Annotated in this window: 18 protein-coding genes; 6 read left to right on the plus strand and 12 right to left on the minus strand. The window is 73.8% G+C overall.

What is annotated here, in order from left to right:
* Nucleotides 1-32: 32 nt before the first annotated feature.
* Entirely contained in the window at nt 33-431 is a 399-nt protein-coding gene (locus ACFVXJ_RS14565) for a cell division protein SepF (RefSeq protein ID WP_136212627.1), read from the minus strand.
* A 225-nt stretch (nt 432-656) separates the two neighbouring features.
* On the opposite strand from ACFVXJ_RS14565, the gene ACFVXJ_RS14570 reads away from it, so the two are divergent.
* Nucleotides 657-1,574: an NADP-dependent oxidoreductase gene (locus tag ACFVXJ_RS14570; RefSeq protein WP_389662053.1), complete on the plus strand. Its 918-nt coding sequence runs from the start codon at nt 657-659 to the stop codon at nt 1,572-1,574.
* A 112-nt stretch (nt 1,575-1,686) separates the two neighbouring features.
* On the opposite strand, the gene ACFVXJ_RS14575 is transcribed toward ACFVXJ_RS14570, so the two are convergent.
* The 6 genes from ACFVXJ_RS14575 to ACFVXJ_RS14600 all read right to left on the minus strand — a co-directional run bounded on the left by ACFVXJ_RS14575 (nt 1,687) and on the right by ACFVXJ_RS14600 (nt 7,593).
* Complete coding sequence (locus tag ACFVXJ_RS14575; RefSeq protein WP_389662054.1) at nt 1,687-3,018, minus strand: LLM class flavin-dependent oxidoreductase; 1,332 nt, start codon at nt 3,016-3,018, stop codon at nt 1,687-1,689.
* A 92-nt stretch (nt 3,019-3,110) separates the two neighbouring features.
* Nucleotides 3,111-4,028: an ABC transporter permease gene (locus ACFVXJ_RS14580; RefSeq protein WP_389662055.1), complete on the minus strand. Its 918-nt coding sequence runs from the start codon at nt 4,026-4,028 to the stop codon at nt 3,111-3,113.
* A complete protein-coding gene (locus ACFVXJ_RS14585) occupies nt 4,025-4,855 on the minus strand; it encodes an ABC transporter ATP-binding protein (protein WP_389662056.1) in 831 nt (276 codons plus the stop codon). Before ACFVXJ_RS14585 ends, ACFVXJ_RS14580 begins: the two co-directional genes overlap by 4 nt.
* Nucleotides 4,856-4,863: 8 nt before the next feature.
* Nucleotides 4,864-5,904, minus strand: a complete 1,041-nt coding sequence (locus ACFVXJ_RS14590; RefSeq protein ID WP_389662057.1) for an ABC transporter substrate-binding protein — start codon at nt 5,902-5,904, stop codon at nt 4,864-4,866.
* Between the two features lie 99 nt (nt 5,905-6,003).
* Complete coding sequence (gene ssuE / locus ACFVXJ_RS14595; RefSeq protein ID WP_389662058.1) at nt 6,004-6,561, minus strand: NADPH-dependent FMN reductase; 558 nt, start codon at nt 6,559-6,561, stop codon at nt 6,004-6,006.
* Nucleotides 6,562-6,654: 93 nt separating this feature from the next.
* Nucleotides 6,655-7,593, minus strand: coding sequence for a TauD/TfdA dioxygenase family protein (locus ACFVXJ_RS14600; RefSeq protein ID WP_389662059.1), 939 nt, complete (start codon nt 7,591-7,593; stop codon nt 6,655-6,657).
* Nucleotides 7,594-8,228: 635 nt separating this feature from the next.
* Here ACFVXJ_RS14600 and ACFVXJ_RS14605 point away from each other — a divergent pair.
* Genes ACFVXJ_RS14605 through meaB form a run of 3 tightly spaced genes read left to right on the plus strand, consistent with a single transcriptional unit; the run spans nt 8,229 to nt 13,280 of the window.
* Complete coding sequence (locus ACFVXJ_RS14605) at nt 8,229-10,088, plus strand: methylmalonyl-CoA mutase family protein (RefSeq protein ID WP_389662060.1); 1,860 nt, start codon at nt 8,229-8,231, stop codon at nt 10,086-10,088.
* Nucleotides 10,085-12,277 carry a methylmalonyl-CoA mutase gene (scpA, locus tag ACFVXJ_RS14610; RefSeq protein ID WP_389662061.1) on the plus strand — a complete coding sequence of 731 codons (2,193 nt, stop codon included), beginning with the start codon at nt 10,085-10,087 and terminating at the stop codon, nt 12,275-12,277. Before ACFVXJ_RS14605 ends, scpA begins: the two co-directional genes overlap by 4 nt.
* A gap of 16 nt (nt 12,278-12,293) precedes the next feature.
* Nucleotides 12,294-13,280: a methylmalonyl Co-A mutase-associated GTPase MeaB gene (gene meaB / locus ACFVXJ_RS14615; RefSeq protein ID WP_389662062.1), complete on the plus strand. Its 987-nt coding sequence runs from the start codon at nt 12,294-12,296 to the stop codon at nt 13,278-13,280.
* Nucleotides 13,281-13,385: 105 nt separating this feature from the next.
* Here meaB and ACFVXJ_RS14620 read toward each other — a convergent pair whose 3' ends face one another.
* On the minus strand, nt 13,386-14,387 hold the full coding sequence (locus ACFVXJ_RS14620) for an asparaginase (RefSeq protein WP_389662063.1): 1,002 nt from the start codon (nt 14,385-14,387) through the stop codon (nt 13,386-13,388).
* A 130-nt stretch (nt 14,388-14,517) separates the two neighbouring features.
* Here ACFVXJ_RS14620 and ACFVXJ_RS14625 point away from each other — a divergent pair, with 130 nt between their 5' ends.
* On the plus strand, nt 14,518-14,967 hold the full coding sequence (locus tag ACFVXJ_RS14625; protein ID WP_361308485.1) for an Lrp/AsnC family transcriptional regulator: 450 nt from the start codon (nt 14,518-14,520) through the stop codon (nt 14,965-14,967).
* A gap of 70 nt (nt 14,968-15,037) precedes the next feature.
* On the opposite strand, the gene ACFVXJ_RS14630 is transcribed toward ACFVXJ_RS14625, so the two are convergent.
* The 4 genes from ACFVXJ_RS14630 to ACFVXJ_RS14645 form a co-directional block, all read right to left on the minus strand.
* Nucleotides 15,038-21,013, minus strand: a complete 5,976-nt coding sequence (locus ACFVXJ_RS14630) for a condensation domain-containing protein (RefSeq protein ID WP_389662064.1) — start codon at nt 21,011-21,013, stop codon at nt 15,038-15,040.
* Between the two features lie 177 nt (nt 21,014-21,190).
* A complete protein-coding gene (locus ACFVXJ_RS14635) occupies nt 21,191-21,916 on the minus strand; it encodes a phosphatase PAP2 family protein (RefSeq protein WP_389662065.1) in 726 nt (241 codons plus the stop codon).
* A 29-nt stretch (nt 21,917-21,945) separates the two neighbouring features.
* A complete protein-coding gene (locus ACFVXJ_RS14640) occupies nt 21,946-22,587 on the minus strand; it encodes a phosphatase PAP2 family protein (protein ID WP_389662066.1) in 642 nt (213 codons plus the stop codon).
* Nucleotides 22,588-22,726: 139 nt separating this feature from the next.
* Entirely contained in the window at nt 22,727-23,707 is a 981-nt protein-coding gene (locus ACFVXJ_RS14645) for a hypothetical protein (RefSeq protein WP_389662067.1), read from the minus strand.
* A 175-nt stretch (nt 23,708-23,882) separates the two neighbouring features.
* Between ACFVXJ_RS14645 and ACFVXJ_RS14650 the strand changes: the two genes are divergently transcribed.
* Nucleotides 23,883-24,170 (plus strand): cation transporter, encoded by a 288-nt coding sequence (locus ACFVXJ_RS14650; RefSeq protein ID WP_389662068.1) that lies wholly within the window; start codon nt 23,883-23,885, stop codon nt 24,168-24,170.
* The last annotated feature ends 23 nt before the right edge of the window (nt 24,171-24,193 follow it).

Raw genomic sequence — 24,193 nt, forward strand, 5'->3', positions numbered from 1 at the left:
CCCCGGCGAACCGTTCCGCCGCCGGGACCTTCCTACGATCGGGGGACGGCTGCGGCCGCGATGCCCTCGACCTCGGTGCCGACCGGCGCCAGCAGGAACACGTTACGGTCGACCCGGTGCATCCCGCTGCCCAGCCCGAAGACCACACCACTGCTGAAGTCCAGGATGCGCTTCGCCACCTCGGTGTCCGCCCCCGTCAGGTCCAGCAGCACCGGGATCTGCGCGATCAGGTACTCCGCCACCTCACGGGCGTCGGCGAAGATCTGGACCCGGATGACCACGAAGCGCCGCTGCTGCTCGGCGGCCGAAGTCCCGGGCCTCGCGGGAATCGTGCGGTGGTCCACCCGGGAGGGCCACTCGTTGCGACTGCGCAGGGGGACCACCTGCGCGAGTCCCTCCCACTGTTCGTCCGTGACGTCGTACCTGCTCACCGGACCGCCTCGGCCGCGCGCTTCATGTGCATCCCGCCATCCTCTCTCGTTTCACCCGTTCAGCCCAACACCGACACGAGGCGCGCGTGCCCGGGGCCGGCCCGCGGACCGTCCCCGGGCCCCGAACGTCACACCGGAACACAGAGATCCGGCCGAAAACAAACCAGAAACAGACCAATGTGGGATCGGCGGATACAGGGGGCGCCCGATTCCGTTGGAACGTCCATGAAGGCAATCACATACAACGCGTACGGAAGTCCCGCGGAACTCGCGCTCGTTGACGTACCGCACCCCCGGGTGGGCCCCGGCGAGGTCCTCGTCCGCGTCAAGGCGGCGGGCGTCAATCCGGTGGACTGGAAGCTCGCCGCCGGTTTCCTCGACTCGACGCTCGAAGTCCGTTTTCCCGTCATACCCGGCTGGGACGTGGCGGGTGTGGTCGAGGCGGTCGGCGACGACACCTTCGACCACTCCGTCGGCGACGAGGTGTACGGGTACGTTCGCAAGGAGTGGGTGGAGCTGGGCACTTACGCCGAGTTGGTCTCCGCGCCGGTCCGGACGATCGCGCACAAGCCCCGCACCCTGGGCTTCGAAGAGGCCGCGGGCATCCCGCTGGCCGGTCTGAGCGCCTACCAGTCGCTGACCCGGGTCGGCGCGAGCGCGGGCGAGACCGTCGTCATCCACTCCGCGGCGGGCGGCACCGGGTCCTTCGGCGTGCAGATCGCGGTGGCACTGGGCCTGCGCGTCATCGGGACCGCCGGCGCGCACAACCACGACTACCTGCGCTCGCTCGGCGCCGAGCCCGTGCTCTACGGCGAGGGGGTCGCGGACCGGATCCGCGAACTGGCGCCCGAGGGCATCGACGCGGGCCTCGACTTCTACGGGGACGGCATCGAGCTCCTCCAGCCGCTGGTCAAGAAGCGCGACCGGGTGGCGTCCCTGGTCGACCCGGACGGTGCGGCCAAGGGCGCACACCGCCCATGGGCCCGGCCCGACCGCGCCGATCTGACCTTCCTGGCGGACTTGGCCGACGCCGGGAAGTTGACGGTGAACGTGGCGCACGCCCTGCCGCTCGACGAGGCGGCCAGGGCGTGGGAGCTGAGTGCCGGCGGCCGGATCCGGGGCAAGATCGTCCTCACCGTCTGAGGGCGGGGCGCGCCGGCGAACGGGCAAACGCCGCAGACCGCCCGGAGCGGTAGGCTCCGGGCGGCCTGCGGGCTGCGGTCGACGGGCTGCGGTCGACGGGTGGCCGTCCCGCTCAGGCGGGTTCGCTGACGTAACGGTTCGCCGGGCGGGCCAGGCCGTAGTTCTCGCGCAGGGTGCGACCCGTGTACTCGGTCCGGAACAGGCCGCGGCGCTGGAGGATCGGCACGACGTGGTCGACGAAGTCGGTCAGACCGGTGGGCAGTACGGGCGCCATGATGTTGAAGCCGTCGGCGGCGCCCCGCGTGAACCACTCCTCCAACTGGTCGGCGATCTGCTCCGGGGTCCCGGCGAAGACCCGGTGGCCGCGACCGGCGCCGAGGCGGGCGATCAGCTCGCGCAGGGTGAGGCCGTCGCGCCGGGCGAGTTCGGCGACAAGCGTGAAACGGCTCTTGTTGCCGTTGATGTCCCGCTCCTCGGGGAGTTCGGGCAGCGGACCGTCGAGGGGCAGGCCGGTGAGGTCCGTGCCGAGCATGCCGGAGAGCTGCGCCAGCCCGTACTCGGGCACCTGGAGGTCGGTGAGCTGCTGCTCCAGGGCCTTGGCCTCGGCCTCCGTGGACCCGATCACGGGTGCGATGCCGGGCAGCACCAGCAGGTCGCTCTCGGCGCGGCCGTACTTGGCGAGGCGGGACTTGAGGTCCTTGTAGAAGGTCTCGCCGTCGGCGAGGGTCTGCTGCGCGGTGAAGACCGCCTCGGCGTACTGGGCGGCGAACTCCTTGCCGTCCTCGGAGGAGCCGGCCTGCACCAGCAGCGGGTGGCCCTGCGGGGACCGCGGCACATTGAGCGGCCCGGCCACGCCGAAGTGCTCGCCGCGGTGGGCGGCGGGGTGCAGCTTGTCGGTGTCGGCGTAGATGCCGCGCTCTTTGTCGAGGACGATCGCGTCGTCCTCCCAGCTGTCCCAGAGCTTGGTGGCGACGTCGAGGAACTCGCGGGCGCGCTCGTAGCGCAGGCGGTGCTCCAGGTGCTCGTCCCGGTTGAAGTTGCGGGCTTCGTCGACGGTGCCGGAGGTGACGATGTTCCAGCCCGCGCGACCGTTGCTGATGTGGTCGAGGGAGGCGAACTTGCGGGCGGTGTGGAAGGGCTCGTTGAAGGTCGTCGAGACGGTGGCGATCAGCCCGATGTGTTCGGTGACGGCGGCGATGGCGGAGAGCAGGGTGAGCGGCTCGAAGCCGCCGAGGGCGTTGTAGCGGGCCTTGCCCCAGAGGGCGAGGCCGTCGGCGAAGAAGATCGAGTCGAGCCGGCCGCGTTCGGCGGTACGGGCCAGTTCCTGGAAGTACCGCAGGTCGGTGACGCGCTCGGGGCTGCTGTCGGGGTGGCGCCAGGCGGCGTCGTGGTGCCCCGCGTTCATCAGGAAGGCGTTGAGGTGGAGGGTCCGCGGTGCGGTCATGAGCTGTTTCCTCGGGGTGGGTACGGGTGGTGCGCGGGTCGGGCCGGGACGCCGCGGGTCGGCGGGGACTGCGCGGGTCGGGACTCCGGAGGTCAGGCGGGGACGCGCCAGAGGCTGAGGCGGCGTTCGACGGTGACGAGGAGCTGGTTGAAGGCCACTCCGATCGCGGAGATGGTCACGATGCCCGCGTACATCTGGGGAATGGCGAAATTGAACTGCGAGGCGTTGATCAGATAGCCCAGCCCCGCCTTGGCGCCGATCATCTCGGCGGCGACGAGGACCAGGATCGACACCGCGCCCGCCAGCCGGATGCCGGTGAAGATGGCGGGCACCGAGGCGGGCAGGATCACCTTCTGGAAGAGCCGCGGCGTGGACAGGTCCATCGAGCGGGCCAGTTTCACCAGTGTGGGGTCGGCGTTGCCCACCGCGCTGATGGTGTTCAGCAGGATCGGCCAGACGCAGGCGTAGACGACGATCGAGACCTTGGACGTCTCGCCGATGCCCAGCAGCAGGACGAAGACCGGCAGCAGCGCGAGGGCCGCCGTGTTGCGGAAGACCTCCAGCAGCGGCCCGAGCAGGACGGCGACCGGCCGGTACCAACCGATCAGCAGGCCCAGCGGGACCGCGATCACGACGGCGATGGCGAACCCGCCGAACGAGCGGACGAGGCTGGCCTGGGTGTGTTCGGCGAGTTGCCCGTCGCCGAGCAGCTCCCACCAGGCGCGGGCCACTTCGCTGACCGGGGGCAGGAACGTCGCGTCGACCAGACCCAGCCGCGGCGCCGCCTCCCAGACCGCGAGCAGGGCGATGATCGCCGCGGAGCGCAGCAGCGCCGAGCCCAGCCGGCGCAGTGCCGACGCGCCGACGGCTGCCGCGCGGCCCGCCGGGCGGTCCGTGGCCCGTCGGGCCGGCGGCGCCGGGCGCGCGGGGCTCCGTACCGCCGCGGTGGGCGCGGTGGCAGGGGCGACGGGCGGTACGACGAGGGGCGTGGTGTCGGTTCCGGTGCTCATACGGTGGCCTCCTCCTTCTCCAGTTCCTGGGCGCGGGCCACTTCGTCGTGCAGCAGCGTCCAGATCTCGTGCCGGTAGCGGGCGAACTCGGGGCTGGAACGCAGGTCCTCTCCCGTGGCCCCGGCGCCGCGGGCGCCGAACGACACGGGGACGACCGCTTTGACGCGCCCGGGGCGGGAGGTGATGACGGCGACCCGCTGACCGAGGTACACGGCCTCTTCGATGCCGTGGGTGATGAACACGACCGTCTTTCCGGTGCGCTGCCAGATGCGTCGCAGCTCGTCCTGGAGCGATTCGCGGGTCTGGGCGTCGAGGGCGGCGAACGGCTCGTCCATCAGCAGCACGTCCGGGTCGTAGGCGAGCGAGCGGGCGATCGCGACGCGTTGGCGCATACCGCCGGACAGCTCGTGCGGGTGCCGGTCCTCGAAGCCGGTCAGGCCGACGAGGTCCAGGAACTCCCGGGCCCGTTGCTTTCGTTGACCGCGTGGGACGCCCCGCGCCTCCAGGCCGAACTCGATGTTGCCGAGGGCGGTCCGCCAGGGCAGCAGCGCGTACTGCTGGAAGACGATGCCCCGATCGAGGCCGGGACCGGTGACGGGTTCGCCGTCGAGCAGGATCCGGCCGGCGGTGGGCCGGGTGAGGCCGCCGAGGAGGTCCAGGAGGGTGGACTTGCCGCAGCCGCTGGGGCCGACGACCACGAGGAACTCGCCCGCCTCGATCTCCAGGTCGATGCCGTCGAGGGCGGTGAACTCCCCCTTGTTCCCGCCGTCCTTCTTGTGCTTGGTCGGGAAGGTCTTCGTCACCGAGTCGAACACGATCTTCGCCATGGCGGTCGTCAGCCCTTCCCCAGCGCGTTGAACTCGTTGGTGTAGAGATCGCCCGGCTTGAGTTGGCCCTTCTTGATCTCGCCGCGCCCGCCGAGCCAGTCCAGCCAGAGCTGGAACTCCTTGTCGGCGATGCGGCCGCCGCTCTCGGCGACCCCGTACGAGCGCCAGTACTGGAGGGTCGAGGTGTCCTCGTTGCGGCCGCGCTTCTTGATGATCTCCGTCATCCGGGCGATGACCTCCTCGCGCGGGGTGGTGCGGGACCACTCGATGGCCTTGGCGACCCCGGTGGTGAAGGTGCGTACGGTGTCGGGGTTCTCCTTGATGAAGCGCCGCGTCATCACGTACGAGCCGGCGCTGAAGGCGCCCAGCAGCTCGAAGTCCTTGAACAGCGGGCGTATCCCGCCGGTCGCCAGGGCCTTGTCGCGCAGGACGCCGCTGAGCACACCGACCTCGATCTGCTTCTGCCTGAGGGCCTGTTCCGTGTTGACGGGCGGGACGACGAGGGATTCGACCTTGTCCCCGTCCGCCTTGGAGAGGCCGTTGCGCTCCAGGTAGATGTCGAGGAGGGCCTGGGCGTGGGCGCCCAGGGTGTTCATGCCGACCTTCTTGCCGATCAGGTCGCGGGCGGTGCGGATCGGGCTGTCCTCCAGGACGTAGTAGCCGAGGTACGTGTCCTTGTCGGAGCCGTAGTAGGAGACGACGGCCTGGATCTGGGCCTTGCTGGCGGCCAGCTTGACGATCGCGCCGTTGAAGGCTCCGCCGAAGTGGGTCTGGCCGGTGGCGGCGGACTGGATGTCCTGGGGGCCGCTGATGGTGTTGCCGACCCATTCGAGGCTGAGTCCGCCGAGGTAGCCGAGGTCGGCGGCCAGCTCGGGGAGGGTGACCGCGCCTACGGAGCCCTGGTACTTGAGGGTGGTGACCTGCTTGCCCTGGCCGCCGGAGCCGCCGGTGGCGGTGGCCGTGCCGCAGCTCACCGCGGCCGCCGAGATGCCGAGCAGGGTGAGGAACTGGCGCCGGGAGGTGGGGGTCGGGGTGAACGCTGCGGGCATGGCTGGTCCTTGTCGCGGGCTGTGAAGGGTCGCGGGGTCTGTGGAGGGTCGCGCAATCCGTGGAGGGTTACGGAGTCCAGGGGTTACGCAATCCGTGGGTTACGGGGCGGGGGTGAGGGCGGCCGGGTCCGCGGCGCGCAGGGCCTCGGCGAACTCGTCGACCGCCTGGAAGAGGTCCAGCTCCGCCTCCGGCCGCAGTCGGTCGGGACCGGCGCCGCGCTCGACCGCGGAGTCCAGCACGAACCGGCCGGCGGTGACGTGGCGGGCGCCGAGCGCGGCGAGGACCGGGCGCAGGGCGTAGTCGATGGTCAGCACGTGGGCGAGGCTGCCGCCGGTGGCCAGCGGCAACACGGTCTTGCCCGCGAGGCCGTCCTGCGGGAGCAGGTCGAGGAACGCCTTGAGCAGGCCGGTGTACGAGGCCTTGTAGACCGGCGTCGCGATGACGAGGCCGTCGGCCGCGGCCACGGCTTCGAGGGCGCGGCGGATCTCCGGCTCGCCGCGCCGGGCGGAGAGGAGGTCCGCGGCGGGCAGCTCGCGCAGGGCGAGGTGCTCGGTCTCGAAGCCGGCATGGGTGAGGCGGCGCAGGACGTGGTCGGCGACGACGGCGGTACGGGAGTGGACGGACGGGCTGCCGGTGAGGGCGAGGAGTCTGGGCACGGGGAGCTCCTGGTGCGACGGGGCGGGGAAGGGGCGGTCGGCGGAGACCGGGGCGGCGGTCGGTCCGGCGGCGGTCGGTCGGGCCGTGTCCGGTCAGGTCGTGGCCGTGGAGGCGCCGGAGGCGATTCCGAAGGCGGGGTCGGGCACGTTCTCCGGGCTGATCAGGCGGGACGGGACCCCGTCCGGGCCGACCGGGACGTCGCCGTCGACGGTGACGCGGCGGAGGGTGCGCTCGTGGTCGTCGGAGTCGTCGACGCCGTAGTGCTGGGTGGCGCGGTTGTCCCAGATCGCCACGTCACCGGTCTGCCACCGGTGGCGGACGGTGTTCTCGGGGCTCTCGACGTGTGCCTGGAAGAGGTCGAGCAGGAGGCGGGAGTCGCGGCCGGTGAGGCCACTGATCCGCTGGACGAAGTTGCCGAGGAGCAGGGTGCGTTCGCCGGTCTCGGGGTGGACGCGGACGACCGGGTGCTCGGTGAGGAACTTCGTGGAGGTGAACACCTCGCGGTACTGGGCCAGTGCCTCCGGGAGGGCGTCGGGGCGCAGGGCCGCGTAGTCGTACTCGTTGGAGTGGACGGCGCGCAGGCCGTCGGCGAGGACGCGGAGCGGCTCGGGGAGGTGGGCGTAGGCGGTGGCGGTGTTGGCCCACAGGGTGTCGCCACCGTACGGGGGGATGGTGACGGCGCGCAGGATGGAGAAGGCCGGGTACGCGGGTACGAAGGTGACGTCGGTGTGCCACTGGTTGGCGCGGGCGCCGTGGTGGGAGTCGATGCCGAGGGCGTAACGGCCGTCCGCGGAGGGGACGGTGGGGTGCGCGACGGGGGTGCCGAGCAGTTGGGCGAAGGCTTCGTGACCGACCTCGTCGAGGTGGTCCTGACCGTGGAAGAAGACGACCTTGTGGGCGAGGAGCGCGGCGCGGATCTCGGCGACGGTGGTGGCGTCGAGGTCGCCGCCGAGGCGGACGCCGTCGATGTGGGCGCCGATCCGGCCGCCGATCTTGGTGACGGTGACGGCGGCGGTGGTGGCGGTGGTCATGGGAGCTCCCTGGAGGTGCGTACGGGTTCGTTTTCCGCAGCGGAAGGGACACCGGGCACGGGGAAGGTGCCGGTGCGGGGCAGGGGTGTGGCGAAGGGGCGCGCGGCGGGCATGGCGGGGCGCGGTGGGGGCGCGGCGCTCAGGCCGGGCGGGGGTGCGACGGGGTCGCGGCGGGGGCGCGGCGCTCAGGCGCGGCGGGGGGCCGGACAGCGGCCCTGACACTCGCCCGGCGCGGTACAGGAGCCGGGGGTGTGGAGCCGCGGGGCGAGGTACTCGTTCGCGGACATGTCCCGGAGCGTGTCAGCGGGCCGGCCGGTGGTCAACCCCCGTGCGGCGGCCTCCGATCGGGCCCCACCGAGGGTGTCCGCAGGGGCCTGACCTGGACCTTCGCCCGTTCCCAGGGGCGCGGCGGGGCATCCGGAACGGCCGAAAAGGGTGGCCGGATTTCACGCCTCTGCAACGCCCCCGCCACGGTGGCCCCCCGCGCCCGTCGACCGGCCGGCCCGCACGCCCGCCCCGCGTACGCGGCCGGTGGGGGCGGCGGGCGACGCCGGAGGGTGGGGTCTGACCTGCGAGTGCGAGATCACATCCGGCGGTTATGGTCTCGATTGAGCGGCCCCCCTAGCATTCGAGCCATGACGGTCCTGCCTGACGACGGGCTCTCCCTGGCCGCCGAGTTTCCTGACGCGACACATGAGCAGTGGCAGCGCCTGGTTGAGGGCGTACTGCGCAAGTCGGGCAAGGAAGTCACCGGCGAGGCAGCTGAAGACGCGCTGTCCACGACACTCGAGGACGGGCTCCGCACCCGCCCGCTCTACACCGCACGCCCCGGCGAGGACGCGACCGGTTTCCCCGGGTTCGCCCCCTTCGTACGCGGCGGCCGGCCCGAAGGCACCTCCGCCGCCGGCTGGGACGTGCGCCAGCGGCTCGCCGGGACCGATCCGGCGCGGGTGAACGAGGCCGCGCTGGCCGACCTGGAGAACGGCACCACCTCCCTGTGGCTCACCGTCGGCGAAGGCGGCCTCCCCGTCACCGGCCTCGGCCGCGCCCTGGAGGGCGTCTACCTCGACCTCGCCCCCATCACCCTCGACGCCGGCGCCCGGTACGCCGACGCGGCCCGCGCGTTGCTGGCCCTGTACGCCGAGCGCGGGGTGGCTCCCGAGGCCGCCCACGCCTCCCTCGGCGCCGACCCGCTGGGCCATGAAGCCCGTACGGGTGAGCGGCCGGCCCTCGCCGAAGCCGCCGCCCTCGCCGCCGAGACGGCCGCCGCCTGGCCCCAGGTACGGGCCCTGACCGTGGACGCCCTCCCCTACCACGAGGCCGGCGGCAGCGCCGCCGAGGAGCTGGGCCTCTCGCTGGCCACCGGCGTCGCGTACCTGCGGGCCCTCACGGAGGCCGGTCTGGGCATCGACGCGGCCCTCGGACAGCTGGAGTTCCGCTACGCCGCGACCGCCGACCAGTTCCTGACCATTTCCAAGCTGCGCGCCGCGCGCCGCCTGTGGGCCCGGGTCGCCGACGCCTGCGGCGCCCCGGACGCGGGTACGCAGCGCCAGCACGCGGTGACCTCGCCGGTGATGATGACCCGGCGCGACCCGTGGGTGAACATGCTGCGCACCACCGTCGCCTGCATGGCGGCGGGCGTGGGCGGCGCGGACGCCGTCACCGTGCTGCCCTTCGACCACGAGCTGGGCCTGCCGGACGCGTTCGCGCGCCGGATCGCCCGCAACACCTCCACCATCCTGCTGGAGGAGTCGTACCTGGCCCGGGTGATCGACCCGGCCGGCGGCTCGTACTACGTCGAGCAGCTCACCGACGAACTCGCCGAAGCCGCCTGGGAGTTCTTCCGGACCGTCGAGAAGGCGGGCGGCCAGGCGGCCGCCCTGCGTTCCGGTCTGGTCGCCGAACGGCTCGCCGCCACCTGGGCCGTGCGCTCCGCGAAGCTGGCCAAGCGCCGCGAACCCATCACCGGTGTCAGCGAGTTCCCGCACCTGTCGGAGAAGCCGGTCGTCCGCGAGCCCGCCCCCGCGGGCCCGACGGGCGGTCTGCCGCGCGTCCGGCGCGACGAGGCGTACGAGGCGCTGCGCGCCCGCAGCGACGCGCACCTGGCGGCCACCGGCGCCCGGCCGAGGATCTTCCTCGCCGCGCTCGGCCCGGCGGCCGCGCACACCGCGCGCGCCACCTTCGCCGCGAACCTGTTCCAGGCGGGCGGTGTCGAGCCGGTCCACGACCCGGTGTCGGTGGACCCGGACACGGCCGCCGCGGCGTACGCGGCGAGCGGCGCGGACGGCATGGCGGTGCTGTGCTCCAGCGACGCGCTGTACGAGGAGCAGGCCGAGGCGGTGGCCGCCGCGCTGCGCTCGGCGGGCGCGACGACCGTGTTCCTGGCCGGGAAGCCCGGCACCGCGCAGGCCGCAGTGGACGAGTACGTCTTCGCCGGCTGCGACGCCGTCGCCGTACTGTCCTCCGTACTCGACCGGATGAAGGTGGCGTCTTGAGCACCGCGATCCCCGATTTCTCCGAGCTCCCACTGAACTCCGGGGCGGCCCCCGCCGGTTCCGAGGAGCAGTGGCGGGCCGCCGTCAAGGAGTCCACCGGCACGGCCGCCGCGGACCTGCTGTGGGAGACCCCGGAGGGCATCGGCGTGAAGCCGCTGTACACCGGGGCCGACCTGGAGGGCCTGGACTTCCTGCGGACGTACCCGGGTGTGGCCCCGTACCTGCGCGGCCCGTACCCGACGATGTACGTCAACCAGCCCTGGACCATCCGCCAGTACGCGGGTTTCTCCACGGCGGAGGAGTCCAACGCCTTCTACCGGCGCAACCTCGCGGCCGGCCAGAAGGGCCTGTCGATCGCGTTCGACCTGCCCACGCACCGCGGTTACGACAGCGACCACCCGCGGGTGACGGGCGACGTCGGCATGGCGGGCGTGGCGATCGACTCGATCTACGACATGCGGCAGCTGTTCGACGGCATCCCGCTGGACAAGATGACGGTGTCGATGACGATGAACGGCGCGGTGCTGCCGGTCCTCGCGCTCTACATCGTGGCGGCGGAGGAGCAGGGCGTCTCCCCCGACAAGCTCGCCGGGACCATCCAGAACGACATCCTCAAGGAGTTCATGGTCCGCAACACCTACATCTATCCGCCGAAGCCCTCGATGCGGATCATCTCGGACATCTTCTCCTTCACCTCGCGGAACATGCCGAGGTACAACTCCATCTCCATCTCCGGGTACCACATCCAGGAGGCGGGGGCCACGGCCGACCTGGAGTTGGCGTACACCCTGGCGGACGGCGTGGAGTACCTGCGCGCCGGACAGGCGGTGGGGCTGGACGTGGACGCGTTCGCACCGCGCCTGTCGTTCTTCTGGGCGATCGGCATGAACTTCTTCATGGAGGTCGCGAAGCTGCGCGCCGCGCGGCTGCTGTGGGCCCGGCTGGTCAAGGAGTTCGACCCGAAGAACGCCAAGTCCCTGTCGCTGCGCACCCACTCGCAGACCTCGGGCTGGTCGCTGACGGCGCAGGACGTCTTCAACAACGTGACGCGCACCTGTGTCGAGGCGATGGCCGCGACGCAGGGCCACACCCAGTCGCTGCACACGAACGCGCTGGACGAGGCGCTCGCCCTGCCGACGGACTTCTCGGCGCGCATCGCCCGCAACACGCAGTTGCTGCTCCAGCAGGAGTCGGGGACCTGCCGGACGATCGACCCGTGGGGCGGCAGCGCGTACGTGGAGAAGCTCACGTACGACCTGGCGCGCCGGGCGTGGCAGCACATCCGGGAGGTCGAGGCGGCCGGCGGCATGGCGCAGGCCATCGACGCCGGCATCCCGAAGCTGCGCGTGGAGGAGGCCGCCGCGCGCACGCAGGCGCGGATCGACTCGGGGCGGCAGCCGGTGATCGGCGTGAACAAGTACCGGGTGGAGAACGACGAGGCGATCGAGGTCCTCAAGGTCGACAACTCCTCGGTGCGCAGCCGGCAGATCGAGAAGCTGCGGCGGCTGCGCGCGGAGCGGGACGAGGCGCGTACGCAGGACACGCTGCGGGCGCTGACGAACGCGGCCGGGCGTGGGGACGGCAACCTCCTCGCGCTGGCGGTGGACGCGGCGCGCGCCAAGGCGACGGTCGGTGAGATCTCCGACGCACTGGAGAAGGTGTACGGGCGGCACGCGAGCCAGATCCGTACGATCTCGGGTGTGTACCGCACCGAAGCAGGCGAGTCCCCGTCCGTGGAGCGCACGCGTGCGCTGATCGACCGGTTCGAGGAGTCGGAGGGCCGTCGTCCGCGCATCCTGGTTGCGAAGATGGGCCAGGACGGACACGACCGCGGCCAGAAGGTGATCGCGACGGCCTTCGCCGACCTGGGCTTCGACGTGGACGTCGGCCCGCTGTTCCAGACCCCGGCGGAGGTGGCCCGCCAGGCCGTCGAGGCGGACGTCCACGTGGTGGGCGTGTCGTCGCTGGCGGCCGGTCACCTGACCCTCGTCCCGGCGCTGCGCGAGCAGTTGGCGGAGGAGGGCCGCGAGGACATCATGATCGTGGTGGGTGGGGTGATCCCGCCGGCGGACGTCCCGACGCTGCTGGAGATGGGCGCGACGTCGGTCTTCCTGCCGGGCACGGTGATCCCCGACGCGGCGCACGACCTGGTGACGCGGCTGGCCGCGGATCTCGGTCACGAGCTGTAGGGGCGGGCGCGACACGATGGCTCCGAAGATCGACGTCGAGGCGTACGCCAAGGGCGTGCTCGACGGGAAGCGCGCGTTCATCGCGCGCGCCATCACGCTCGTCGAGTCCACCCTGGCCGCCCACCGGGCGCCGGCGCAGGCGCTGTTGACGGAGCTGTTGCCGCACGCGGGGCGGGCCCGGCGGATCGGGATCAGCGGGGTGCCGGGTGTCGGCAAGTCGACGTTCATCGACGCGTTCGGCACGATGCTGACGGGTCTGGGCCACCGGGTGGCCGTCCTGGCCGTGGACCCCTCGTCCACCCGGACGGGCGGTTCGATCCTGGGCGACAAGACCCGGATGGAGCGGCTCGCCGTCGACCCGGCGGCCTTCGTGCGGCCTTCGCCGTCGGCGGGGACGCTGGGCGGGGTCGCCAAGGCGACGCGAGAGTCGATGATCGTGATGGAGGCGGCGGGTTACGACGTGGTCCTCGTCGAGACGGTCGGGGTGGGCCAGTCGGAGACGACGGTGGCGGGGATGGTCGACTCCTTCCTGCTGCTGTCGCTGGCCCGTACGGGCGACCAGTTGCAGGGCATCAAGAAGGGCGTCCTGGAACTGGCGGACGTCTTGGCGGTCAACAAGGCGGACGGTCCGCACGAGCGGGACGCGAAGGCGGCGGCGCGCGAACTGTCGGGCGCGCTGCGGTTGATGCACCCGGCGGACGCGGCATGGACCCCGCCGGTCCTGACCTGCAGCGCGCGCGAGTCGGCGGGTCTGGACGAGGTCTGGAACCGGCTGGAGCAGCACCGGCGGCTGCTCGACGCGGGCGGGCGCCTCGCCGCCAAGCGGGCGGCGCAACAGGTGGAGTGGACGTGGTCGATGGTCCGCGACGAACTGCTGGAGCGGCTCCGCGGGAACGCGGCGGTACGGGCCCTCGCGCCCGACCTCGAAGCGGCGGTCAGAGACGGGTCCTTGACCCCCACGCTGGCGGCGGATCGGATCCTGGCGGCCTTCGGCGGGAGCTGACCGGGCATGCCCGCCCGGCCCTCGGCCCCTCGGCCCCGTCGGTGTTCCGGGCGCGGGGTCGGGGAGCCGGGCGCGGGCGGCGGCGCCGCGCCCGGGCGGCTTCGGTCAGGCTCCGACCAGCACCGGGTCGCCCGAGGACAGGGCCGCGCGGAGCACCCGGGACCGCTCGGTCGGGTCGTCGGTGGCGAGCAGCGCGGACAGGACCGCGATACGGGCCTGGCCGGCCCGCAGGGTGCCCGTCGGCACGGCTCCGGCGGCGACCAGGTCGACCGCGCCGCCGTGCGTGTAGATCTCGGTGACCGGGCCGGCGGCCACGCGCGTGGTGAGGGCGACGAGGACCCCGCGGGCGACGGCCGCGGTGACCGCTTCCACGATCTCCGGCGTCGCGTTGCCGGCGCCCGTCCCGATCAGGACGATCCCGCGCGCCCCCGCCTCCACGGCGGCGTTCAGCAGCGTGGCGTCGCCGTCGGCGTGGTGCATGACCATGTCCACGCGCGGCGGGAGTTCCGGCATCGGCGGCAGCGCGAGCGGGGTCGGCCGCTGCGGGGCGCGCAGCACGGTGACCTTGCCGAAGCCGATCTTCCCGAGCAGTTCCTTCGAGGGGTCCGCGAACGCGTCCAGGGCCACGGCCTGGGTCTTGACGGTGCCGCGCGCGGCGTGCACCCGGCCGGCGAAGGCGATCAGCACGCCGAGGCCGCGCGTGGTGGCGGCGGTCAGCAGCGCGTCGTAGAGGTTGCCGGGCCCGTCCCCGTCGGCGGAGCCCATGGGCAACTGCGAGCCGGTGAAGACCACGGTGCGCGGGTCGTGGTGGTGCAGGTCGAGCAGGAAGGCCGACTCCTCCAGGGTGTCGGTGCCGTGCGTGACGACGATGCCGTCCACGTCCGGGTCGGCCAGCACCTCGTGGACCGTGCGCAGCAGGGTGAGCTGGTGGGCGGTGGTCAGCCGGGGGCTGTTCACGCTGAAGAGGTCGACCACCTCGACGGTGACCCCCTCGGGCAGCGGCGCGGTGGCGATGACCTCGCTGCCGTCGGCGTCGGCGGCGAACCCGGAACCCTGCCAGCGGCTGGCTATCGTTCCGCCGGTGCTGATGACGACGACGCGTCCCATCCCTGCCCCACCCTTCTCTCGTACGACATCCGCACAGATTTGCTACAACCGGCAATGATAGAGCGATCTACGCGCAATGCGATTGCCTATTGCGGCTCCGCCGTAACACTAGGCGGGTGATAATTGCGTGATGGACGCCATCGATCGAGAAATCTTGCGCGAACTCCAGCGGGACGGCCGGCTCAGCAACCAGGAGCTGGCCCAGCGCGTGGGCCTGACCCCCTCGCCCTGTATGCGCCGGGTGCGGCAACTGGAACAGGACGGGGTGATCCAGGGCTACCACGCCGTCATCGACCCGGACGCGGTGGGCCGGGGCTTCGAGGTGCTGGTCTCGGTCGAGGTGCGCCGCGACCGCGCCGCCGTGGAGGCCTTCGAGGCGGCGCTCCAGGACATCCCCGACGTCATCGAGGCGTACCGCCTCTTCGGCAGCCCCGGTTGCCTGCTGCGCATCGCCGTGGCCGACCTGCGGGCGTACGAGCGCCTGTGGATCGAGCAGCTCACGGCCCTGTCGGGGGTCACCGAGGTCAACTCGCAGATCATCATGAAGCGGATCAAGGAGCCGACCGGGCTGCCGGTGTAGCGCAGGCGGCGGGGCGGGGCGCCCGGAGCCCGTGGCCCGGGCGGCCCGCCCCTCAGCCCGCTCAGGCCGCTCAGCCCACCGCGGCCCGCTCCCGGGGCGGCGCGTGCACGTCCACCGCGTCCACCGCGTCCACCGCGTCCACCGGCAGCCCCGGATCGGTCCGCACCTGCCGCAAGACCCGGGCGAAGGAGGCGGCGAGCGCCTCCGCCTCGCTCCGCTCGTGGCAGTCGTGGCGGAACTCCAGGGTGAACCGGCGGCCTGGCCCGTGGACGTGGAGCGTCAGCGGGTACGGCGAACCGGTCGAGGGGCGGACGCCCGTGAGGGTGATGCCCGCCGACGTGGTGGTCCCCCGCGGGCCCTCCGGGGTGTCCGGGTCCGGTTCGTGGACGACCAGCGAGTCGAGCGGCGTCGTCCGCCCGGTGTGCCGGCCGGGTTCCCCCGGGCCGTGGTCGGCGGGTCCGGCCGGCGCCGCCAGAAGCTCCGCCACCGTGTCGCCCGGGGCGTAGGAGACCCGCACCGGGACGGTACGGGCGAACAGGCCCACCATTTCGTGGACGCCCGGCAGTCCGGCCGGGCGGCCGTGGGCGCGTACGCCGAACCGCACCTCGCGGCTTCCGCCGAGGCGGGCGAGCAGGATCGCCCACGCCCCTTCGATCAGCGTCTCCGGCGTGATCCCCAGGTCGGCGGCCCGCCGGGACAGGCCCCGGACGTCGCCCGCCGCCACCTCGACCTCGACCCGGCCGGTCCCGGCCCCGAATTCCCTCCCGGCCCCGCTTCCGGCCGGGGCAAGGGCGGCCCGGGGCACGGCCCGGGTCGGGACCACGGCGTCCCCCGGGTCGAGCGAGGCCAGGTAGTCGCCGTAGCGGGACGCCGGCGCGAGCAGCGACGCGTCGCCGCCCACCCGGTAGAGCCGGACCAGGTCGCTCGTCAGCACCGCCGCCGACCGGTCGTCGAACAGCACCGGGTGCGCGGTGACCACCAGCCGGGCGCGCTCCCCGAGGCCGATCAGGGCGAGCCGGACCAGCGGCGGGGCGAGCGGGTCGAACCGGGCCGCGCGTTCCTCGGCGAGGAGTCGCCCGGTCTCCGCTGCGCGGACGGCCTCGTCGGCTCCCGCCAGGTCGAGGTACCGCCAGGGCAGCCGTACGTGCTCGGGGACGATCTGGACCGGCACGCCGCCAGCCGTCGCGCCGAAGCCCGCGCCGAGGTGCGGGTGGCGCACCGGCAGGGCCTGTCCGGCGGCCCTCATCCGTACGGGATCGACCCGGCCCTCCACCCCGATGACGAACTGCGCGGGCGTCGGCTCGGACCCGGCCCGGGCAGGACCGGCCGGGCGCAGGAGCGCCGACTGGACCGGTGACACCGGCCACACCTCGGCCAGCCGCCCGTGCCGCGCCTCCCACTCCTCGATCTCCGCCTGGCCCACCGGCACCAGCGCCACGTCCGAAGGCGTCAGGCCACCGGCGCCCGGCTGCCTCGCCTGTCGGACGAGGCCGGTGAGCGCGGTGACCCACAGGCCGGCCAGCTCCGCCACCTCCGCCTCGGACAGCACGCCCGTCGGGAAGTCGAAGGAGGCGGTGAGTTCGGGACCCGTCGCACCCTCCGTCGTACGGACGGCGATCTCCAGGGCCGACGGCGCGGGCGCCCGCCCGTCCGGGGTCGGGGCCGGCTCGCCGCCGTCGATCGCCGGTACCCAGCCCAGGCCCCGTACGGAGACGGGCATGTCGTCGGCGCCGAAGCGGCGCAGGTACCCGAACCCGATCTGTGGCTCGGGGTGGCCGGCCAGCTCGGCGGCCGTCTCGGGGTTGAGGTGGCGCAGCAGCCCGTAGCCGAGGCCCCCGTCCGGCAGGGCGCGCAGCCGCTCCTTGACGGTCTTGAGGGCGCGTCCGGCGGCGGGTCCACCGGCGAGCGCCTCGTCCGGGTCGATCCCGCCGATGTCGAGGCGGACGGGGAACGCCGTGGCGAACCGGCCGACGATCCCGGTCGGGTCGGCGTCCGGTACCAGGTCCTTCGGGCGGCCGTGCCCTTCGACGCGGATCAGGGGGGCGTTCGGCGCGTCACCCCGGCCGCGGCTCCGCTGTGCCAGCGCCAGGGCCAGGGCCAGGGCGGTGAGCAGTACGTCCTCCACCGCGCAGCGGAAGACGGCGGGGACCGCGGTCAGCACGTCCTCGCCCACGTCGGCCGGAACCCGGACCCGGACCGTCTGCACGGTGGCGGCCACGTCCACGGCCGGGTCGGGTCGGCGGTGGCCGAGGACGGTGTCGGGGGCGGCCAGGATTTCCCGCCAACCGGCCAGTTCGGCGACCCGGTCCGGGCGGCGCGCCTCTCCTTCCAGCGCGTGCGCCCACTGACGTACGGAGGTGCCCGCGCGGGGCGGCGAGGGGAGCCCGCAGCGGGCCCGGGCCCATGCCTCGGCCAGGTCGGGCAGCAGGACGTGCCAGGACGCCGCGTCGGCGACGAGGGGGTGCGCGACGATCAGCAACCGGCCGGTGCCGCCCTTGCCGACGGCACTGCGGTCGAACCACACGAACTGGACCATCACCCCGGCGGCCGGGTCCAACCGGTCGGCGGCGGCGTCGAGTTCGGCGGCGATCAGCGCGTCGTCCCAGGGGCCCCCGCACGGGATCCGGCGCATCAGCGAGGCCGGACCGACCAGTCCGGCGGGCTCGATCCGCAGCCCGGGTTCCGGGTCCCGCACCAGTCGGGAACGCAGCATGTCGTGGCGGTCCAGGAGCGCCCCGAGGGTCGCCATCAGGGTGGTGAGGTCGGTTTCCAGCGGGAGTTCGAGCAGCCGCGCCGGTGCGAGCCGGTTCCCGCCCCCGCGGCCCCGGAGCTCCAGGGCTCCCGGCAGCAGCGGCATCCAGCCGTCGCCGTCGCCCTCGGGTTCGGCCGGTTCCGGGGTTTCGCGGGCCCGCTCGGCGACGACCCGGGCCAGGTCGGCCACGGTGCGGTGCTCGAAGATCTCCTTCGGGGTCACCTCGACCCCCCGGGCGCGGGCCCGGGCGGCGGCCTGGACGGAGCGGACGCTGTCGCCGCCGACCAGGAAGAAGTCGTCGTCGACACCGACCCGTTCCAGCCCGAGCACCTCCCCGACCGCGTCCGCGAGCACCTCCTCCGTGGCGGTGCGCGGGGCGCGGTACGTGTCGCCGGCGAGGTCCGGCGCCGGCAAGGCCGCCCGGTCGAGCGTGCCGTACGGCGTCAGCGGCATCCGGTCCAGGACCGTGAAGGCGGCGGGCACCAGGTGGTCGGGGAGGCGCGCGGAGACGAACCGCCGCAGCTCGGCCCGGTATCCGCCGCCGTGGACGTCCTCGCCCCTGTCACCGGCAACACCGTGGCCGCCGTCCGGGCCGTGGCCGGCGTCGCCGCGGGGTACGACGTAGGCCACCAGGCGCGGGCTGCCGCCGTGGTCCTCGCGGGCGACGACCACGGCCTGGGAGACGCCCGGGTGGGCCGTCAGCGCGGCCTCCACCACGCCCGTTTCGACGCGCACCCCCCGCACCGTCACCTGCGCGTCGACGGGGCCGAGGTGCTCCAGCCGTCCGTCGACGGTCAGGCGCGCGAGGTCGCCCGTCCGGTACATCCGCCCGCCGGCCGGACCGAAGGGGTCCGCGAGGAACCGCCGCGCCGTGACTCCGGGCCGCCCGAGGCAGCCGCGGCCCACGGCGCCGCCGATGTGGAGTTCGCCGACCGCGCCCGGCGGTACGGGCGCCAGGCCCGGCCCGAGGACGTACGTCCGTACGCCGTCGTCGCGGCCTGGATCGGGGACGCAGAAGGCGTCGGCCCGGCCGTGGGCGTGGATCACCCGCACGCCGGGCGCGTTCGCCCGCGCCCGTTCCACCAGGGACGCGGGCAGCGGCTCTCCGCTGAGGACCACCGCTTGTACGCCGGTCATCGCCGGTGTCCGCTCGGCCCGTGCGGCGAACGCGGTCGGGGTCGTACCGATCACCTGGGCGGGCCGGCCGCGCCCCTCCGCCGTCGCCTCGGGGCCGCCGGCCACTTCGACGCTGCCGCCGGCGCAGAGCGGGGTGAGGATCTCGTAGGCCGACGCGTCGGAGCCGGACGGCGAGGTGCTGAGCATCCGCCGGCCGGCCAGCACGCCGAGGCGCCCGGTCAACCGGCGCACACCGCCTGCCAGGTCCCGATGGGTGACGACGACACCTCCGGGCTCGCCGGGGCCGTACAGCACGCAGGCGAGGTGGTCCGCTCGGGGGGCCGCGCCCCGGACCGGGGCTTCCGGCGCGTCGGCGGGAACGTCCCGCACGCACAGGCGCGGAACGTCGCCGGGCCGGCCCGCGGTCGGGGAATCGGAGCCGAAGTCGGAGTCGGAGTCGGAGTCGGAGTCGGAGTCGGAGTCGGTGATGATCAACCGCGGGCGCGCGTCGGCGAGCACGGCGTCGAACGACATCGACCCCGGCCGGTCCGGATCGAGCGGCAGGTAGCCGGCGCCCGCCTTGAGGACGGCGAGCAGGCCGACGACGAGCTCGGCGGTCCGGGGCAGGGCGAGCCCGACGAGGCTCTCGGGGCCGATCCCGCGCCGCACGAGTTCCCGCGCCAACCCGTCGGCCCGGGCATCGAGTTGCCCGTAGGTGAGGAGGGAGCCGTCCGCGTCGAGGACGGCGGCGGCGTCCGGTGTCGCCCGTGCCTGCCGCTCGAAGAGCGCGACGACCGTCTCCTCGGCCGCCGAGGCGGCCGGTTCACCGACCGGGCCCAGCAGTCGTTCGCGCTCCTCGGCGTCGAGGACGTCCACGGCCCCGACCCGGACCTCCGGGTCGGCGACGATCCGGCGCAGCACGCGCAGGTACCGGGCCGCGAGCCGCTCCACCGCGTCGCGGTCGAACAGATCGGTGGCGTAGGTGAGCCGGACCCGCGCGCCCCCGGCCGGATCGGGGACGACGAGGAAGGACAGGTCGCAGGTGGCGGTCCCGGTGCAGGCGGGTTCGAAGGCGACCCGGAGTCCGGGGACCTCGATCGGGGGCGGGGACGGCTGCCACGCGCACCGCACCTGGAACAGCGGGTGGTAGGCGGTGGAACGCTCGGGGGCGATCAGCTCCACCAGCCGCTCGAACGGCACGTCGTGCAGGTCGTACGCGTTCAGCGCCTTGGTCGCGGCCGTTCCGAGCAGCTCGGAGAAGGAGGGGTTGCGGGTCAGGTCCAGCCGCAGCACCCATGTGTTGACGAAGCATCCGACGAGGTCGGCGAATGCCTCCTCGGTGCGGTCGGTGGCGGGGCAGCCGATCGTGAGGTCGTCGCCGGCGCCCAGTCGATGGAGCAGGACGGCCAGGGCGGACTGCATCGCCACGGGCGCCGTCGTACGGTGGTCGGCGGCCAGCTTCTCGACGTCGGTCAGCAGCCGCGGATCGACCGTGAACTCGTACAGGTCGCCGCGGTAGCTCGCCGCCCGGGGGCGGGGGCGGTCGGTGGGCAGCGCCGACGGCTGCGGTACGCCCGCCAACTCCTCGCGCCAATAGGACACCTGGGCTGCCGCGAGGCCGGCGGGGTCGTTCTCGTCGCCGAGCAGGTCGCGCTGCCACACCGTGTAGTCCTGGTACTGCACCGGCGGTTCGCCGTGCCCCGGCGGGTGCCCCGCGCGCCGCGCCTCGTAGGCGGCGAACAGGTCGCGGGTCAGCGGCCTGCCCGACTCCTCGTCGCAGGCGATGTGGTGGGCCACCAGCACGAGCAGGTGCTCCTCGGGCGCACACCTGAGTACGGTGGCCCTCAGGGGGATCTCCGCCGTGAGGTCGAAGGGGTGGGACACGGCGCGCGCCACGGCGGTCGGCACCTCCTCGCGGGCGACGTCGACGACCGGCACGGTCAGCGGCACACCGGCCGGGGGCACGATGCGCTGGAACGCCTCGCCGCGCTCGTCCTCGACGATCAGCGTGCGCAGGCTCTCGTGCCGGGCCACCAGGTCGCGGACGGCCGCTTCGAGCGCGGCGGTGTCGAGTCGGCCCTTCAGGCGCAGGACGAAGGGCACGTTGTAGGTGGCCGAGGGGCCTTGCAGCCGGTGGAGGAACCACAGCCGGCGCTGGGCGAACGACAGCGGGATCATCTGTGGTCCCGGGGGCGGGGTCCGGTGGTGTCCGCTCGTCGGGGGAGCGGATCGCCCGTGGTGCCGATGTCAGTCATCTCGCCCCGTCCCCACGGCCGACCGACCGTGTCCACGTCTCGTCGCGGTGCCTCGCCGGACGCACCGGGAGGTACTCGGAAGAACCTTCTGACGGGCAGGTTAGGCAAGGCCGCCGTATCGACCGGCCGAGCGGCGCTCGAACCTCGGACGAGGCCCGCCGGAGAGTGCCTGCAAGGGGTACGGGGCCTTCCGCCCAGCCGTCCACGCGAGCAGGGCGTGGCCGACCGCGAGCCAGGCCAGGGCGTAGAGCCAGCCCCCGAGGACGTCGCTGGGCCAGTGCACCCCCAGGTAGATCCGGCTCAGCCCGACGGCCGCCGCCCAGCAGCCGAGCAGTACGGCGCCGGTCCGGGCGACGGCGGGACGGGCGACGCGGTACAGGGCCCCGGCGAGCAGCCCGGCGACGAGGGCGGAGGTGGTGGCGTGGCCGGAGGGGAAGGCGTAACCGGTGGCGAGGGTGGCCCAGTCGGCGGTGGCGGGGCGCGGCCGGTGGATCGGCAGGAGCACGGCGTAGCGGGTGGCCTGGACGAGGCAGAGGAAGAGGAGCGCGGCGACCACGGCCCCTCGCCGTTCCCGCGCGTCGCGTCCCGCGATCAGTCCGGCCGCCACCGCGCCCAGGTAGGGCAGGGGGCCGGTGCCGGTCGCGGTGACGAGGCGGGCGGCGTCGGCGGCCCAGGCCGGCCGGTGGCGTACGCACCACACGTGCAGGCTCCGGTCGACGGGGAACGGAGCGCCGTGCCGCCCGGCGACGGCCACCGCGAGGAGGGCGAAGAGCGCGGCGCACACGACGGCCACCGCCGCTCCCACGCCCACCCGGGTCGTCGCCACCGGTCCGCGCCTCCGCGGTGGGCCGGGGTTCACCTCGGCGCCACCAACGGCCGCAGCCGGGAGGTCCGGGCCCGCTCCACGAGCGGGGCGGCGCGTCGGGTCGCCCGGGTGAGGAACCACCCCACGACGGCGCCGACCAGCAGGCCGAGCACCACGTCGTGGGGGTAGTGGGCGCCGACCCAGACCCGGGACAGCGCCATCAGCAGCGCGGCCGGGGCTGCGAGGGTCCCGAGACGGCGGTCGACGAGCCACAGGGCCGCCGCGGCGGCGGCCGCGATGGCGGCGTGGTTGCTCGGGAAGGACCAGTCGTCCGGCCCGGGGCAGGTCTCCAGGGTGACGGTGTGCAGGGTCAGGCAGGGGCGCTGCTCGCGGACCACCGCTTTGATCAGGGCGTTGGCGGCGTACGCCAGGGCGACGACGACGGGCGCGGCCAACGCCATCGCGATCCCTGCGGCGTCCCCGGGCCGGGCCCGCCACCAGGCCGCCAGCATGAGCACGGCGAACAGTGCAAGACCGTAGGCCGACCAGTGGGCGACCAGTGTGTCGAGCCAGTGCGGGGCGTGGCCGGCGAGACCGGTGACGCGCGTGTAGAGGCGGCCGTCGAGGGACGCTCCGTCGAGCGCGGGCAGGGCTCTGGGGGCGGGGGCGAGGAGGTCCACCGGAAGGGTCATGGGGCGCCGCTCCCTCGGGTGATCGCCCCGGTCCGGAGCCGCATCCGCGGTGACCGGGGGGGGACGTAGACGGTCTACGTCACTGTAGGAGTCGGCGGGGTCTTCCGCAGGCGCGGCGTACGCCGGGCGGCGGACCGGGTCAGTGGGAGTGTCCGTCCTGCCCGGCCGCCGGCCGGCCGCCTGCCGCGGCAGCGCCGTCGCCCGCCGGCCGGCCGCCGCCCGCGGGAGCGCCGCCTGCCTGGACCGTGAACGCGGCGGTGCGGACCGTGCCCTGGTGCCGGAAGTCCAGGAAGAGCCGGTAGGTGCCCGCGCTGGGGGCCGTCGCCGTGAAGGAGACGACCGGCCCGGGGCCACCGGCGTTGGGGTGGACGTGGAGGTAGGCGAGGTCCCCGTCGCGCAGGGCGACCAAGTGGCCGTAGGCGCCGAGGTAGGGCTCCAGGTCGGTGACCGGCTTGCCGTCCTTGCTGACGGTCAGCCGCAACTCGGCCGCCTGGCCCGGGTCGAGGGCGCCGGCCAGGGCCACCTGGTAGCCGTCCACCTCGGTGGTGGGTTCGACCGGGGGCAGCGGGGCGGGGGCGTACGGGCCCGGGACGGACAGGTCGGCGCCCAGGGTGACGCCCTTCGCGCCGGCGGCGTCCGGGGTGAAGTCGGCGAAGACCTTGTAGGCGCCGGGGGCGGGCAGGTCCACCGGGGTGGACCAGGTGCCGTCCTGCGCGCGGACCGGGTGCAGGTGCATGTAGACCGTCAGGTCCCGCGAGGCCACGATGAAGTGCAGTTCCTTGCCGTGCTCGGTCTTGAACGCGGTGACCTTGCGGCCCTCGCGGTCCTTGACGGAGAACGTGACCTCCCCCGGTCCCGGCGCGATGCGCGGGGTGTCGAGGGCGAGGGTGTAACCGCCCTCCGAGATCTGCAGACCCCCGGCGGCCGGGCCCTGGGCCGCCTCCTCGTGGCCCGCGTGCCCGCCCCCCGCAGCGGGCGCCTCGGCCTGCGTCGCGTGCGCCGCGTGCCGCGATGACGCCGGGGCGCCGACGGGGCCCACGCCCTTGCCCACCCCGTACGCGGCTCCGAACGTCGCCGCGAGCACGGCGGCGTACGCGGTGATCCTCACTCCGGTGTTCATGACTGCTCTCCCGTACGACCTGGCGCCGCGTTCGGCGGTTCGATGCACTTCACCATACCCCGGGGGGGTATCAAGTCAAGCCGGGCCAACGCTTGCGCCCCGATACCGCCTGGGGGTATATCTGGAGCCGACAAAGATACCCCCCAAGGGTATCCGGCGGACGAAGGAGAGATCCATGTCTTCCTGCTGCACCCCCGACGGCAGCTGCGGCACCGGCGCCGGGGACACGGCCGTCGCCGTCGCCGACAGCACCGCCACCACCTACCGCGTCTCCGGCATGAGCTGCGGCCACTGCCGGTCCGCCATCACCAGCTCGGTGGGCGTGCTCGACGGCGTCCTCTCCGTCGACGTCGACGTGGACGGCGGTCTGGTCACCGTGACCACGGCCGGCGACCCCGACGACGCGGCCGTCGCCGCCGCGATCGACGACGCCGGCTACGAGCTCACCGGCCGGGCCGTCTGACACCCGCCCGATCCGGCCGCCGG

The sequence above is a fragment of the Streptomyces sp. NPDC058279 genome (assembly GCF_042881255.1).
Taxonomy (GTDB): Bacteria; Actinomycetota; Actinomycetes; order Streptomycetales; family Streptomycetaceae; genus Streptomyces.

Coding starts and splice junctions, on each gene's coding strand:
- ACFVXJ_RS14570 (WP_389662053.1), top strand. CDS start 657: ATGAAGGCAATCACATACAACGCGTACGGAAGTCCCGCGGAACTCGCG.
- ACFVXJ_RS14575 (WP_389662054.1), bottom strand. CDS start 3,018: ATGACCGCACCGCGGACCCTCCACCTCAACGCCTTCCTGATGAACGCG.
- ACFVXJ_RS14580 (WP_389662055.1), bottom strand. CDS start 4,028: ATGAGCACCGGAACCGACACCACGCCCCTCGTCGTACCGCCCGTCGCC.
- ACFVXJ_RS14585 (WP_389662056.1), bottom strand. CDS start 4,855: ATGGCGAAGATCGTGTTCGACTCGGTGACGAAGACCTTCCCGACCAAG.
- ACFVXJ_RS14590 (WP_389662057.1), bottom strand. CDS start 5,904: ATGCCCGCAGCGTTCACCCCGACCCCCACCTCCCGGCGCCAGTTCCTC.
- ACFVXJ_RS14600 (WP_389662059.1), bottom strand. CDS start 7,593: ATGACCACCGCCACCACCGCCGCCGTCACCGTCACCAAGATCGGCGGC.
- ACFVXJ_RS14605 (WP_389662060.1), top strand. CDS start 8,229: ATGACGGTCCTGCCTGACGACGGGCTCTCCCTGGCCGCCGAGTTTCCT.
- meaB (WP_389662062.1), top strand. CDS start 12,294: ATGGCTCCGAAGATCGACGTCGAGGCGTACGCCAAGGGCGTGCTCGAC.
- ACFVXJ_RS14620 (WP_389662063.1), bottom strand. CDS start 14,387: ATGGGACGCGTCGTCGTCATCAGCACCGGCGGAACGATAGCCAGCCGC.
- ACFVXJ_RS14625 (WP_361308485.1), top strand. CDS start 14,518: ATGGACGCCATCGATCGAGAAATCTTGCGCGAACTCCAGCGGGACGGC.
- ACFVXJ_RS14630 (WP_389662064.1), bottom strand. CDS start 21,013: ATGATCCCGCTGTCGTTCGCCCAGCGCCGGCTGTGGTTCCTCCACCGG.
- ACFVXJ_RS14640 (WP_389662066.1), bottom strand. CDS start 22,587: ATGACCCTTCCGGTGGACCTCCTCGCCCCCGCCCCCAGAGCCCTGCCC.
- ACFVXJ_RS14645 (WP_389662067.1), bottom strand. CDS start 23,707: ATGAACACCGGAGTGAGGATCACCGCGTACGCCGCCGTGCTCGCGGCG.
- ACFVXJ_RS14650 (WP_389662068.1), top strand. CDS start 23,883: ATGTCTTCCTGCTGCACCCCCGACGGCAGCTGCGGCACCGGCGCCGGG.